The 13,195-nt window shown below is 69.6% G+C and carries 12 protein-coding genes; 6 read left to right on the forward strand and 6 right to left on the reverse strand.

Annotated features, from left to right (window positions below; genetic code table 11):
* The first annotated feature begins 7 nt into the window (after positions 1–7).
* Positions 8–559 carry a hypothetical protein gene (locus ACFWE2_RS01560; protein WP_377222443.1) on the forward strand — a complete coding sequence of 184 codons (552 nt, stop codon included), beginning with the start codon at positions 8–10 and terminating at the stop codon, positions 557–559.
* A gap of 88 nt (positions 560–647) precedes the next feature.
* Here the strand turns inward: ACFWE2_RS01560 and ACFWE2_RS01565 are convergent, their stop codons facing one another.
* A complete protein-coding gene (locus ACFWE2_RS01565) occupies positions 648–1,559 on the reverse strand; it encodes an AraC family transcriptional regulator (RefSeq protein WP_377222444.1) in 912 nt (303 codons plus the stop codon).
* Between the two features lie 141 nt (positions 1,560–1,700).
* Here ACFWE2_RS01565 and ACFWE2_RS01570 point away from each other — a divergent pair, with 141 nt between their 5' ends.
* Positions 1,701–2,453, forward strand: coding sequence for an SDR family NAD(P)-dependent oxidoreductase (locus ACFWE2_RS01570; RefSeq protein ID WP_377222445.1), 753 nt, complete (start codon positions 1,701–1,703; stop codon positions 2,451–2,453).
* Positions 2,454–3,408: 955 nt separating this feature from the next.
* Here the strand turns inward: ACFWE2_RS01570 and ACFWE2_RS01575 are convergent.
* Positions 3,409–4,347, reverse strand: coding sequence for an aldo/keto reductase (locus tag ACFWE2_RS01575; protein WP_377222446.1), 939 nt, complete (start codon positions 4,345–4,347; stop codon positions 3,409–3,411).
* 119 nt (positions 4,348–4,466) lie between these two features.
* Between ACFWE2_RS01575 and ACFWE2_RS01580 the strand changes: the two genes are divergently transcribed.
* The 4 genes from ACFWE2_RS01580 to ACFWE2_RS01595 all read left to right on the forward strand — a co-directional run bounded on the left by ACFWE2_RS01580 (position 4,467) and on the right by ACFWE2_RS01595 (position 8,205).
* Positions 4,467–5,036, forward strand: coding sequence for a TetR/AcrR family transcriptional regulator (locus ACFWE2_RS01580; RefSeq protein ID WP_377222447.1), 570 nt, complete (start codon positions 4,467–4,469; stop codon positions 5,034–5,036).
* Positions 5,037–5,171: 135 nt separating this feature from the next.
* Entirely contained in the window at positions 5,172–5,606 is a 435-nt protein-coding gene (locus tag ACFWE2_RS01585; RefSeq protein ID WP_377222448.1) for a hypothetical protein, read from the forward strand.
* A 588-nt stretch (positions 5,607–6,194) separates the two neighbouring features.
* Positions 6,195–7,151, forward strand: a complete 957-nt coding sequence (locus tag ACFWE2_RS01590) for an FAD-dependent oxidoreductase (protein WP_377222449.1) — start codon at positions 6,195–6,197, stop codon at positions 7,149–7,151.
* A 364-nt stretch (positions 7,152–7,515) separates the two neighbouring features.
* Complete coding sequence (locus tag ACFWE2_RS01595) at positions 7,516–8,205, forward strand: TetR/AcrR family transcriptional regulator (RefSeq protein ID WP_377222450.1); 690 nt, start codon at positions 7,516–7,518, stop codon at positions 8,203–8,205.
* A 23-nt stretch (positions 8,206–8,228) separates the two neighbouring features.
* On the opposite strand, the gene ACFWE2_RS01600 is transcribed toward ACFWE2_RS01595, so the two are convergent.
* The 4 genes from ACFWE2_RS01600 to ACFWE2_RS01615 all read right to left on the reverse strand — a co-directional run bounded on the left by ACFWE2_RS01600 (position 8,229) and on the right by ACFWE2_RS01615 (position 13,104).
* Positions 8,229–9,647, reverse strand: coding sequence for an amidohydrolase family protein (locus tag ACFWE2_RS01600; protein WP_377222451.1), 1,419 nt, complete (start codon positions 9,645–9,647; stop codon positions 8,229–8,231).
* Between the two features lie 72 nt (positions 9,648–9,719).
* Complete coding sequence (locus tag ACFWE2_RS01605; RefSeq protein WP_377222452.1) at positions 9,720–11,288, reverse strand: FAD-dependent monooxygenase; 1,569 nt, start codon at positions 11,286–11,288, stop codon at positions 9,720–9,722.
* On the reverse strand, positions 11,285–12,184 hold the full coding sequence (locus ACFWE2_RS01610; RefSeq protein WP_377222453.1) for an alpha/beta fold hydrolase: 900 nt from the start codon (positions 12,182–12,184) through the stop codon (positions 11,285–11,287). The genes ACFWE2_RS01605 and ACFWE2_RS01610 overlap by 4 nt, the downstream gene beginning before the upstream one ends.
* The gene (locus ACFWE2_RS01615; RefSeq protein WP_377222454.1) at positions 12,181–13,104 is read right to left on the reverse strand and encodes an alpha/beta fold hydrolase; all 924 of its coding nucleotides are present in this window, start codon (positions 13,102–13,104) and stop codon (positions 12,181–12,183) included. The genes ACFWE2_RS01610 and ACFWE2_RS01615 overlap by 4 nt, the downstream gene beginning before the upstream one ends.
* Positions 13,105–13,195: the final 91 nt, after the last annotated feature.

Below are 13,195 nucleotides of genomic sequence, written 5' to 3' on the forward strand. Positions count from 1 at the left end.
GCGTTCGGTGCTCTCGATCTCGCTGCCAGCCGGTGGACGGGTCGTCATCCACAGCGTCGAGGTCATGCACGGCGGCGATCTCAACACGGGCGAGGTGATGGCGCGGCTCTACCTTGACGGCCGCCTTCACGCGGAGTCGCGCGTGCCGGCGCGCTTTCCCGTCGAGGGCGGCGTCATCGAGGTCCGGACGAGCGAGGCGGGCATGCGCCGCTGCACGTTTGTCGCCCATGACGGCAGCGAGCATCAGCTCGTACCCGATCCGGCATCGGCCGAGGGACGCCGGATGCGCTTTGCGCGCGAGCACCCCGGGGCCAGCCGTCTGATCGGTGCCCTGTCGGTCCTCGCACTGCTCATCGGCGTCGGAGTGAACCTGCTGGAGGTCGCCGGGCCGATCTCGCAGATCCCGCCGATCGCGGACACGATCGGCACCTTCGAGTCACCGGTGAACCTGCCGCTCTGGCTCAACATCACGCTCGGTGCTGCGGCCGCGGTCGGCGCGGTCGAGCGTGCCCTCAGGATGCGTTACCACTGGCTGCTCGACAGCGGCGCCGGCACCTGATGGCGGGAAGTCCGACACGTGCCGACGACGCCGGCAGAACATGGACAGGACCAGAGTGCTCGTGCTCGTCACCACCATGGCGGTAGCACTAGCCGACCGAGCGGCGTGCCTGGGCCCGGAACTTCGCGGGTGACGAGCCGACCACTCGGCGGAACGCGGTGCTGAAAGCGCTCTCGGACTGGTAGCCCGTGGCCCGTGCCAGCTCGGATATGGACAGGGTGTCGCGGGCGAGGGCGTCCCGGGCGAGGTTCATGCGCCACTGGATCACGTACTCCAGGGGCGGGACGCCGACGTGGCTCTTGAAGGTCTGGGCGAACGCGGAACGCGACATGTGGCTGATCTCGGCGAGCTCCTGAAGGCTCCAGGAGTGGGCCATGTCCGCGTGCACGGCACGCAGGGCGGCGCCGATGCCGTCGTCGTTCAGGGCGCCCAGCCAGCCGCAGGGCCAATCCGTCTGGTCGGCGTGCGCACGCAGCATGTGCACGAGCAGGACCTGTGCGAGATGGTTCTGCACCAGCGGGCCGCCGGCGGCGGTGGCCTCGACCTCGGTGGCCAGCAGTGCGATCAGCTGCCCCAATGCGTTGCCGCGTGGATCGGCCGCGCGGACGATCACGAGCGGCGGCAGGAGATCGGTCAGGAGGGACGCTTTGTTGTCGTCGAATGCGATGTGCCCGACACAGAGGTAGAGGTCGTCCTCGGACTCCGGGCCGATCCGCACGAACCCGTTCTCGGCCCTTGCCCAGGCCTGCTCCGCAGGGCGTGGGCTCGCGTCGAGCGTACTGGCCAGCACGTAGTGCGGCGGGTTGCCCAGCATGAAGGTGTCACCCTCGCGCAGGAGTACGGGCTCGTGCCCGTCGAGGATCAGCCAGCACGTGCCGCGAACCAGGCCGCCGATCCGCACGTGCGGGAACGCGTCGAAGCTCAGTGCCCACTCACCGACGGCCCGGAGGCTGGGCTCGAGCACCGTGCGGGGCCGGAGCAGGCCGATCGCGTCAGCCACCGGATCACTGAAACCGAGCACTGCTCAACCCCTGGATCATCAGTAAGAAATCGTGGACCATCCGTTATGGATCATACCGTCGCGGTCCCGCAGGATCGGTGCAACAGGACTCCGCGACGAGTGATACGAGGACAGATCCACATGGGACAGCTTGAGGGCAAGACAGCGGTCGTGACCGGCGGCAGCAGCGGCATCGGCCTGGCGACCGCGGTGCGGCTGGCGGACGAGGGCGCGTACGTGTTCGTCACGGGGCGGCGTGAAGCCGAGCTGGAGGCCGCCGTCACGTCCATCGGGCCCGACCGGGCGACAGCCGTGGTCGGCGACATCGCGAAGCTGGCGGACCTGGACCGCCTCTACGCGGCGGTCCAAGCGCGTGGGAAAGGGTTGGACGTGCTCGTGGCAAACGCGGCGGTCGCCTCGTTCGTGACGCTGGAGCAGACCACGGAGGAGCACTTCGACCAGATTTTCGGGATCAACGTGCGGGGCACGCTGTTCACCGTGCAGAAGGCGCTGCCACTGCTCAACGACGGGGCCTCGGTGATCCTGACGGGCTCCACGGCGGCCGACCGGGGCATGGAGGCGTTCGGCGCGTACTCGGCGTCGAAGGCCGCGGTCCGGTCGTTCGCGCGGACCTGGTCCAACGAGCTCAAGGGGCGCGGCATCCGGGTCAACGTCGTCTCGCCGGCTTGGATCGAGACGCCCGGGGGTACTGCCGCTTTCGGTGACGAGGAGACCGCCCAGGCCATCAAGGAGCAGGTCGCTGCGACAGTGCCCAAGGGTCGGATGGGGCAGCCCGAGGAGGCCGCCGCGGTCGTGGCGTTCCTCGCCTCGGAAGAGAGCAGCTACGTCGTCGGCAACAACCTCTACGTCGACGGCGGCACCAACCAGGTCTGAGCGAGGGTCGGGGCCGGTCGCGGAGAAGCCACGGCCGGTCACGGCGCGACCTGAGATCGCGCCAACTGGTGTCGTCCGGCACCACCGCCATCGTGAAGGGGCGCACGGCAGTAGCCGTGCGTACGGGCGAGGAGCCCCACCCGGGGCGCCTGCCGTGTCGGCGGTCCTCGGCCGGCGACTTCGAATCCCAAACTGGTCCCGAAGTCCCAGGGAAGTCCCAACGGCCCACGGCCCGCGGCAAACCCACAGGTCAGGACCGGTATGCACAGTTCGACGTCTGAGTGTCGGCCGGGGTCCGACCTGGTCTTCTGGCCAGGCCGGATGTCGGTTGACCTGCGACAACGTCTCCAGGCCCTCGGGACCGTGGTGGACAGAAGTGGCCTCTTGAGGCCACCCGTTCCCCCACGGGATCGGGGCGGCGAGATCTGGGAGGGATCGCTCGGCGCATCGTCCCGTCTGGCCAGACGCTCGTCTCGTGGGCCTGAGTAGGGCAGGTCAGCTTCGGTCGGGTCGGCGCCGGATGTTCCGTCGGGGCCGCTCATGAGGCACGTCCAGAACCGTCCTGTACAGCTGGTGCGATGGCCGGCCGGAGGCGGCGGCGGGTGCGGGTGACCTTGTACCGGGTGCGGGCCGCGTCGTGCCCAAGCCTGCGTGCGACGAACTCCTCGCACTGCACAGTCTGTCCATCGCGGGTGACGTCGAAGGCGTTGACGTGCCCCGAGGCGATGAACGCGTCACCGGGCCGGAACCTGGTTCGGGCACGCTGGGTCGATTCGTGGAACACGACCAGGTCACACGTGACCGGCTCGCCCGGCGTGAACCTCTCGCAGTCGTGCCGCCAACCACTGGGCCCGTACCCGCGCCCGCAGCACCGGTATGCCGGACCGTGTGGTTCCGGGCCGCGGCCCGGTCAGGAGAACACCCTTTAGGCTCTGCCGGGTGGAGAGTGCCGGGCTCAGGGGCGCCGCAGGCGGCTGAGGAACCCGCGGACCCCGGCTGCGGGCCGGATCCCGTCCAGGCGTGCCATCTGATCCGGAGACAGCTCGATCGAGCCGGCGGCGACGTTCTGCTCGAGGTGGTCGATCGAGGTCGTGCCCGGGATGATCAGCGTGTTGGGGCAGTGGTGGAGCAGCCACGCGAGCCCCACCTGCGCGGGTGTCGCTCCGATCTCGGCGGCCACTTGCTGCACCACGGGTTCGTGGGTCACCTTCGCGGCACCCGGGACGGCGCCGCCCAGCGGAAAGTACGGCGCCCACGAGATGCCCTCGGCCCGGGCGATGGCCAGCACGGGCTCGTGCTTGCGTGCCGTGAGGCTGTACCGGTTCTGCACGGTCACGATCCCGGCCGGAAGGGCGGCGCGCAGCTCGTCGGCGCTGACCGTGCTCAGGCCGAGGTGGCCGACCACGCCCTCGTCGCGCAGAGCGACCATCGCCGCGAGCTGGTCGTCGAACGGCACGACCTGTGACGGGGGCATGGGGAAGGTGCCCGCCGGGATGCGGCGCAGGTTGACGACGTCGAGGTGGTCGACGCGGAGGGTGCGCAGGTTGTCCTCGACCTGGGTGCGCAGCTCCTCGGGCCGCTGGGCCGCGATCATCGGCAGCGGCCCGCGGGCCGCAGGGCGGGCACCGACCTTGGTCACCACGACGATGTCGGGCTGGGAGCCCAGCGCGTCGGCCAGGAGGGCGTTGGCCCCGCCGTCGCCGTAGAAGTCGGCGGTGTCGAAGTGGTTCACGCCCAGCTCGTAGGCGCGGCGCAGCAGCGTCCTGGCTGCCGCGGCGTCGTCCAGGCGGGTCAGGTGCATGGTGCCGTAACCCACGCGCGCGACCTCGCGGCCCGCGAGGGGGTAGGTGCCGCCGGGCCGGGCGGGGGCGCGGCGGGAAAGGTCGTCAGACATCGGGTTCCTCTTCCGTGGGACGTTCCGTCGGATGTTTTCGTGAGACGATGGAGCAGTACCGGAGGGACCTCCGGTAAAGCCAGGATGCCACAACCGGAGGCCCCTCCGCTATGGATGACATGTCACACCCCACCGCCCCGCGCCGCCGCCGCGCCGACGCCCAGCGCAACCGCCAAGCGCTGCTCGACGCCGCCCGCACCGCGCTCGCGGACGGCGACGCGCCCTTCTCGCTCGAAGCCGTCGCCCGCGCGGCGGGCGTAGGGATCGGAACGCTCTACCGCAACTTCCCGACCAAGGAGGCGCTCGCCGCCGCGGTGTACGAGGCTCAGCTCACGGACCTGGTCGCCCAGGCCGGAAACCTCCTCGAGCGGATGCCGGCCGACGAGGCCCTGCGGGAGTGGCTCGGGCAGTTCGCGCGCCTCGCGACGACGAAGCGGGGCATGCTCGACGCCCTGCGCCAGGGGATGCTGGAGTCCGCACAGCAGTCCGACGTCGCGGGCAGGCGCGGTCGGCTCGCCGCCGCGATCACGCCGATCCTGGACGCGGGCGCCCGCGCCGGGAGCATACGTTCCGACGTGGTCGCCGACGACGTCGTGCTGCTCGCCGCCGGGGCACTCATGCCCGTCGAGGTCGACGACGCCCGGATCCAGCGCCTGCTCGGGCTCGTGACGGACGCGCTGCGCCCATAAGAACGTCGGTGGCGAGCGGGCAAGGCGTGGCCCTCGGAGTGGGCCTGGGCAGCGGCGGCCTGCCGGCCACCTTGCGCTATGGTTCCGTCAGCAACGGCCCTGGTCAGGGCCAAGCACCCGATCAAAGGAGACCTCGTGCGACTGACCCGTCCCGTCGCTGCCGTCATGGCCGCGATCTGCACCACCGTCCTGTTCGCCGCACCCGCCAGCGCGGCGGAGGGCATCTCGTCCAGCTGCTCGGGGGCGATCGTTGCCCAGGCCCCCGTCAAGCTGCCCAACGGGACCCAGGTCGGTCGGGTGGAACTGTGGTACTCGTCCGCCAACGGCGGCACGAACTGCGTCATCACGCGCAGCTCCCTCGGTAGCAGCACCGGTGGCATCGGCGCGTACCTGTGGCTGCAGGACGGCCGGTCGATCTACGACGCGTCGGCCTCGTACAACAGCTACGCAGGTGGGGCCTGGATCAGCAACGCCGCCGGCATCTGCGTCAAGTACAAGGGAGAGGTCGTGAACGCCTCCGGCGCCGTCGGGACCGGCGGGCGTACGGGCTCCTGGGGCAACTGCGGCTGACGCGGCGTCGGACGAGCTGCGAAACTTGCCCTAAGCGACACAGCCGGCCGGTCCCGATGGGGGCGCGGCGTCGAGCAGCGCGACGGTTGTCATCGGCGAGGGTCCGCGACCGATCCTGACAGCCGGCTGTCACAGGTGCAGGTCGTCGCTCGCGTCCGGACGCTGGCCGTGGCCGATGCGTTGGAGCGTGGCTGGGGTCCGAGGCTGGTCAGGTGTTGGCGGGTGCAGGAAGCCCGGAGCGGTAAGCCCGATCTGGGTGGCGGCACCGCTGATCCGGGTGAACGCTTCCTGCATCCGCTGACCCAGGCGGGACCGACAGGGCTGTTTCCGAGTTCGGGGGAGTCGACGGCCTCTACAACGTCGGCGCCGACGTCTCCGCGGACGTGCTGGGCCGCGACGGCGACCTGCTCGACATGGACGTGGCCGTATGGCGGCGCACACTCGAGGTGAACCTGATCGGCTACGCACTCACCTCCCGCGCCGCCTCCCCTGCTGCTGGAACAGGGCGGCGGCATCTAGCTGAGGAATCGCGAGGACTAGGCTCCTCATAGTTCCCTGCACCGAGACCCGGGGAGATGGGATGCGGGAATGTCTCAGATGATCGTCGTCGGTTCGGGCGTTGTCGGGCTCTCGATCGCGTACGAGCTGGCGCGGGCGGGTCATCGGGTGCGGATCGTGGCTGACGTGGACACGGCCGACACGGTCTCCGCGGTGTCTGCCGCGCTGTGGTTCCCGTACCGGAGCGAGCGGTCCGCCGCCGCGGACCTGCTCCTCGAACGGTCCCTCGCCCGGTTCGAGGAGCTTCTCCGCGTGCCGGAGGCGGGGGTGGTGCGGCGCTCGGGAACCGTGCTGGAGCGGACGCCGGACCCGGACCGCTCCTGGGCGAGCTTGTTCCCCGAGGCGGTCGACGTGCTGCCGGATCGGCTTCCCGCGGGTGTGCTGTCCGGTGTTCGAGTCACCCTCCCGTTCATCACCATCCCGGACTACCTTCCCTGGCTGGTCGGGCAGCTCAAGAGTCTCGGCGTCGCCTTCGAGCGCAGGGCAGTCACGACGGTCGCGGAGCCGGCCGGTTCCGCGGACGCGGTGGTCGTCGCGGCGGGACTGCGCTCAGGTGAGCTGCTGGGCGACGACCGGTCCGTGGTCCCCGTGCGTGGGCAGATCGTGCGGTTGTCGAATCCTGGTCTGACGGACTGGATCACGGACAGCGATAATCCGGGCGGCCTCACGTACGTCTTTCCTCGGGGTGCCGATGTCGTCCTCGGCGGAGTCGCTGTCGAGGGCTCGTCCGACGTGACGGTCCACGAGGACGTGGCGGCCGCGATTCTTGCCCGGGCGACCGAGCTGGTTCCCGAGCTCGAGGGGCAGCGGGTCCTGGGTCATGCGGCCGGGCTCAGGCCTGCGCGGCCGACGGTTCGCGTGGAGGCTGTGCCGGGTCATGGGGTTCCTGTGGTGGCAGCGTACGGCCACGGCGGGGCCGGGGTCACGCTGTCGTGGGGCACCGCCGAACGGGTCGTGACCCTGCTCGGCGAACTCCTTTCGACCTAGGGCGCCGCCGCTATTGTGGGTGAGTGCACGACAGCCGTCGTGCGTAGAGGCGAGGGGTCCCACCGGGGCGCCCGCCGTGTCGGCCGTCCTCGGCCGGCGACTTCGAACCCAGACTGGTCCCGAAGTCCCAGGGAAGTCCCAACGGCCCACGGCCGGCGACAAACCCCCAGGTCAGGACCGGCATGCACAGCTCAACGTCTAGCGATCAAGGAGGTCGGGCGGCAGCTTCCCGGACTGGGGAGATGCCACCCGGCCCGCAGATTCTTCATTGGGTCCGGGGGACGGATGCGGACAGTGGCCTCGTGAGGCTCGATCGGCGCCCTTCGACATCGGCGTCCATCACCTGTGGAATAGGGTGGTGGCCGTGAGCCCAGTGAGTCTGACCTCGAGCGGGCGAGGGCGAGGCCGTCCTCGAGTTCCTCTGGAACGGATCGCGCACGCGGCGTTGGAGCTGGTGGACGAGGGCGGGCCACAGGCGTTGACGATGCGGGCGTTGGCCGCCCGGCTCAACAGCGGGGTCGCGGTGCTGTACCGGGCGGTGCCCGGGCGATCGGACCTCATCGCCGTGGTGATCGACCAAGTGCTGGGTGACGCCGACTTCTCGGCCCTGGGAGATGGAGATGCCTCCGAGCCGGCTGGTTGGGAGGCGGTGTGCCGAGCGACTGCGGTCACGCTGTTCGAAACCCTTGCTGCGCACCCAGGCGTGGCCTCCCTGCTGGTCGAGCACGTCCCGACCGGTCCGAACGCTCTGGCCCTGCGGGAGCGGGTGTTGTCCCTGCTCTTGGCGAACGGGTTCTCCGCCTCCGATGCGGCCCGTACCTACGCGACCTTGGCTCGGTTGGTGATCGGGTTCGCGGCGCAGCTGCAGGCGGAGTCGGAGACCGACCACGAGCAGATCAGATCGGTGTTCAGCGACCTGGACGCGGCGACCTTTCCTGCCACGGTCGCCGCCGCGGACGTGCTGCCCTATCAGCAGCTGGTCGACGAGTTCCGCACGGCGCTGGACTGGCTGATCGCCGGGCTGAGCGTGGAGCGTGGCAGAGCGGTGGCCTGATCGGAGGGCGGCTCGGACTCCGTCTATCTCCGGTGCGGCTGCGACGTGCGGCTGACGGGCGTGCCGAGCTGTTTGCGCATCCGGTGGCCCGCGATGCGGTCCACGGCCCGCTGCCGTGCCCGGGTGAGCAGGTCAGGGCTCTCGAACTTCTCGATGATGCGGTCGCTCGACTCCTCGAGAGCGTCCAGTACGTGGGGTAGATCGGTCCGGGCCAAGGCGTGGTGCTGCTTGCGCCACCGGCCGGCGACCATCACGGCCTCGATGGTCCCGGGGTGCGCGTTCAGGGCCGCGGCGATGCAGTCGGTGGCGGGCCACATGGTGATCGTACGAGGGTCGAGGACGACGAGGTCGGCCTGCATCCCGGGTTCGATCCGGCCGACGCGGTCGGCAAGACCCAGTGCGCGGGCGCCCTCGATGGTCGCCCATTCCAGGGCCTGGCGACTCGTAACCGGCGTCGTGGGAGAGAAAATCCCGACTTCCTGGCGGTGCTTGTTGTGACCGGCCCCTCGTTGGTACGCCAGCGCGATCCGTGCAGAGGTATGTAGATCACCGTTGGTGACGCAGTCCGTGTCGGTACCCAGGGATGGTGCGGCGCCAAGGGGTAGCAGCTGGGCGGTGACCGGGTCGGAGTGACCTTGACCGAGCTCGTTCTCCGGCGTGCTGGTGAATGTGACGCCCGCGTCGACGAGGATCTCCACCCACTCGTCGCTGAGGCCGGCACCGTGGGCGATGTTCACGTTCGGGCCGAACAGGCACTGTTCGCGCACCTGCGCCCAGGCAGGTTTCATCACGCCACCGGTCTGGTGCATCGATGCGATGATGCCGCGCTCCCGTGCAGTGCGGAGGTCGTCAATGGCGCGTCCTGCGGAGGAGAGCTGGGGGCCGCGGATCGCCATGCCGATAGTGAGCAGGTCGTGTCGTCGGCCGGGTCCGTTCAGCAGTCGGTCGATCTCGCGGGCGGAGTCGGCGGCGATCCTCGTGTAGGGGGCGCCGTGCAGAAAGACAGCGCGGACGCCGGATTCCACCAGGCCCTCGATGGCGGCATCGGAATGGGCGGGGGAAGGGTTGTTGTGGCACCAGTCGCCGATGGTCGTGATGCCGCAGTCGATCTGCCCCAGACCGCCGACGAGAGCGGCGATGCGCATATCCTCGGGCCGGTAGTAGTGGGCGATCGTGCCGTGCGTGTTGGCGAGGTACTGGGCCAGGGTCCAGTCCGTGCCGATCGTCCGCAGCCCGGTCTGCCAGGTATGCAGGTGCGCGTTGACCAGGCCCGGATGAATGATCCGACCGTCAAGGTCGATGATGTCCGCACCCGTGCTGTCGAGGCTGGGACCAACCTCGAGGATCGTGTCTGACTCGATGAGGATGTCCGCGTGCTCCCAGTCGGGGCGGTGTTGACCCAGGGTGATGATCCGCGCTCCACGCAGGAGGGTGCGCGTCATGGGCAGGCCTGCTTCGCGGAAGGGACCCGCACGGGGCTGTAGTGGTTGTCGCTCATCTACGTGGCAGCCGCCCTATTCGTGGGTCTGCAGAGAGGGGTGCAGGGGCGCGGTCGCCGCGGTGAGGGCAGCCGCAGTGGTGCGATCGATGATCGCGGCGAGGTATCCGTCTGGTCGGACCAACAGGAGCGTCCCGGGGTCCGGCCGGTACACGTCGGCGAACTCTCCGAGGGTGTCGACGAGGTGGAGAACCGCGGGATCCCCGAGGTGGGTGGAAGCCTCGGCGGTGATGACGATCCGCGTCAGGCCGGCACCAGCATCAGGCCATGCCACGTCAGCGATATCGGTGCTGGTGGCCGCGCCGAAACCGATGAGTGTGAACTGTGGTCCGTGCAGGACGTCGAACAGGCGTCGTGGCGTGCCGGAAGTCGTGGTCAGGCGCGCGTCGGGCGCCCGGTCGCCGACCTGCAGCCGCCGTGTCTGGCCGTCCGGACCGGTCAGCGGGCTGTGGCGGTAGCTGATTCCGAGCTGTTGCTCGGCGTCACCGCGGGTGATGCTGGACAGGTCCAGCGTGCCGAGCCCTTCGTACTTCTTGGTGGACAGCCCCAGGACCGCCGCGGCGATCGGCCTGCGTTCGGCCTCGTAGGAGTCCAGGAGTGCGGCGGGCGCCCCTGCCATGACCTGGGAGAGCTTCCAGCCGAGGTTGTAGCTGTCCTGGATTCCGGTGTTCAGGCCCTGGGCGCCGGCAGGCGTATGGACATGGGCAGCGTCCCCGGTGATGAACGCACGTCCTACCCGGTAGGAGCCGGCGAGCCTGATGTTCGGGCGGAACACCGATGTCCAGGAGATCTCGCCCAGCGAGACCTTGGAGCCGATCCGGTCCGCGATGCGCCGGCGTATGGCGTCGTGACCAAGGTCGGGGGTCTCCTCCGGGCCGATCCGGATCATCCACTGGAATGTCCCGGAGTGGGGCAGCGGGCAGGCTCCGACGAACGTCTTTCCTAGGCCCGGCCAGATGTGCCAGCGGTTCCGCGAGAGTCCCGAGGTCTCGGCATCAGCGATGATGACCCGGTCAGCGTCGTCGGTGCTGCCGGAGAATTCGATGCCGAGGGCCTTGCGCACGCGGCTGGACGCCCCGTCGGCCCCGACCAGATACCGGGCAGTGATCTGCTCGGGTGCGCCGGGGGGTTCGTCGGACTGGTGGATCGTCGCCGTGACGGTCTCGTCGTCCTGGGTCAGTGCTGTCAGGGTCTTCCCGAACTCTGCGACGACCCCGAGGCGACCGAGGCTCGCGTGCAGGGCGGCGTTGGTGCGGTCCTGCGGGATGAGCCACGTGTTCGGGTAGGGGACTCCGGGGCGAGCTTGACGGATCTTGTTCATCGGCCACGGGGCGGTCAGCGGGCCGAGGTGGATTCCCATCAGCGGGTAGGTGCTGCCTCCGGAGAGCACGTCGTCGATCGCGTCCAGGTCCTCCAGCACTTCCAAGGTGCGGGGCTGGACGCCTTTGGCGCGGGATCCGTCGAACGCGCCCCTCGACGCGTCGATGATCCGCACGGTGTGCCCCCGGCGGCGCAGGTCGATCGCCAGGGTGGTTCCTGCTGGGCCGGCGCCTACGACCAGCACGTCGATCGGGTCGTCGCTCATGGTTGTGCTCCCTGATGGGTGGTGGCGAAATCGGTGAACAGCTGTGCCGTCAGCTCCGGAAGCTCGAAGGAGACCATGTGCCCCGTCCGCCGGATCAGTTCGGCCTGGGTCGGGGCCAGCAGCTCCATGGCTTCGTCCCAGCGGTCTGCCGGGGTGACCTGGTCCTCATCGCCCCACAGCAGCATGGTCGGCAGCCCGCAGTCCCGCACGGCGCGGTAGAGGTCTTGGCGGCGCGCCAGTGCGAAGTCGGTGAGGGTGGCGCACAACGCGTAGATCGAGCCTTCGACCTGGTAGCACGGTCGGACCAGTGCGGCGAGTCGTTCGACCTGGGCGGGGTCGCGCAGGTTGTGGCTGAGGTGCCCCTCCAGCAGCGTGTGTCCCAGTGCGGAGCCGAGCAGCCGGTTCATGACCGGGATCCGCAGGAGCGCGGTGATCGAGGGCGTGCGGGCCAGCAGGCCGGCCGGCCCCACGATCACCAGGCTGGACACCGTCGACCGGGCCTGCAGTACGTACAGCATGCCGACGACCGCGCCCATTGAGCTGCCGATGACATGCCGTGGCGCCACTCCCAACCCGTGGACGAGGTCCTGGATCTGGCGCACGAACAGCGACTCGTCGTACGACGCGGTGACCCGGTCGGAGTACCCGCGCCCGTACCCGCTGTAGGTGAGGGTGCGGTAGCCGCGTTCGTGCAGCTCGGTGACCATCGGGTCCCAGTAGTCCAGCGGGATGGTCAGCCCCCCGACCAGCAGCACCAGCTGTCCTTCTGCGGGCCCGGTCAGCTCGTACTGGGTGAGTCCCTCGCTGCACCGTACGAAGTCTCCGCGGACCTGGGCGCGTAAGGCGTCGTTCAGTACGACGGTCTCACCGCGGGCGGTGAAGTACGGCAAGGTCATCGTGATCCGTCCTTGAGGTCGAGGGAGTCGAGGAAGCGCTCGATCGCCGAGGCGACCCAGTCGGGATCCTCGTCGGGCAGCAGGTGGCCGCCGGTGGGATGGACCAGCTCGATGGCCTGCGGCAGGTCACGGGCGAAATGCTGCCCGTCCATGCCGTGGCTGCTGATCACGAGCGTCGGCGCGGTGATCTTGGGGATCAGAGCGGAGCGGTCCAGCTGAGTGGTCCTGGCAAAGTCGATGAATGCCTCGCGGTTTCCCGGCTGGTTCAGCATCGCGTGTACCCGGTCGACCAGAGCGGGCGTCACGGCATCACGCGAGCCGGGCCCGACGCTGGTCCGCAGGTTGCGTTCGACTGCGGCACGACCGCTGCTGAGCCGGATGACCGCTCGGCCGACCCGGCTGCGGGCCAGTCGCATCACCAGTGGTGGCTTCTTGCCGGGGTAGCCGGTCGCGTTGATCAGCACCAAGGCGTCGACCAGGGTGGGCGCGTCCAGGGCGAGGTTCCAGGCGATGTTCCCGCCCAGCGAGTTCCCGGCAACGACCGCATGGGAGATGCCAAGTTCTTCCAGGGTGCGCCGCACCGTGCCTGTGGTGGTGCTGATGCGGTAGTCGCGATCGGGTCGGGGGCCGGTCAGCCCGAACCCGGGCAGGTCCAGCCGCAGCACGTCCGCCCGCGGTGCCAGGCGCTCCGCGATGGGATCGAAGGTGTCCAGCGACGATCCCGACCCGTGCAGGAGGAGGAGGGTCGGGCCACCTCCGGCGCGCTTGTAGTGCACCCGCAGGCCCCCCACCTCAACGAAGCGCGAGCCCGTGCCGTCCGTCGCAGCGTCCATACATATAACGGTAACAGTGTTGCCGAAATTAATCCACCACGGCCACCGCCGGCCGACAAGGCGATCACGTCCCAGTCGTGCGCGCACGGTGACCAACGCCCGTGGCGCTCGCCGACGTGCCGTCGGGTCGGCGTCAGGCCCTGGGTTCGCCGGCGGTTGTGGCCGCAGGGGCGGAACC

It is taken from the genome of Promicromonospora sp. NPDC060271 (assembly GCF_042726755.1).
In the GTDB taxonomy this organism is placed as follows: domain Bacteria; phylum Actinomycetota; class Actinomycetes; order Actinomycetales; family Cellulomonadaceae; genus Promicromonospora.

Bases quoted from the DNA above. Each gene is read 5' to 3' on its own strand.
- ACFWE2_RS01610 (WP_377222453.1), bottom strand. From the start codon at position 12,184: ATGACCTTGCCGTACTTCACCGCCCGCGGTGAGACCGTCGTACTGAAC.
- ACFWE2_RS01575 (WP_377222446.1), bottom strand. From the start codon at position 4,347: ATGTCTGACGACCTTTCCCGCCGCGCCCCCGCCCGGCCCGGCGGCACC.
- ACFWE2_RS01600 (WP_377222451.1), bottom strand. From the start codon at position 9,647: ATGACGCGCACCCTCCTGCGTGGAGCGCGGATCATCACCCTGGGTCAA.
- ACFWE2_RS01580 (WP_377222447.1), top strand. From the start codon at position 4,467: ATGTCACACCCCACCGCCCCGCGCCGCCGCCGCGCCGACGCCCAGCGC.
- ACFWE2_RS01590 (WP_377222449.1), top strand. From the start codon at position 6,195: ATGTCTCAGATGATCGTCGTCGGTTCGGGCGTTGTCGGGCTCTCGATC.
- ACFWE2_RS01605 (WP_377222452.1), bottom strand. From the start codon at position 11,288: ATGAGCGACGACCCGATCGACGTGCTGGTCGTAGGCGCCGGCCCAGCA.
- ACFWE2_RS01570 (WP_377222445.1), top strand. From the start codon at position 1,701: ATGGGACAGCTTGAGGGCAAGACAGCGGTCGTGACCGGCGGCAGCAGC.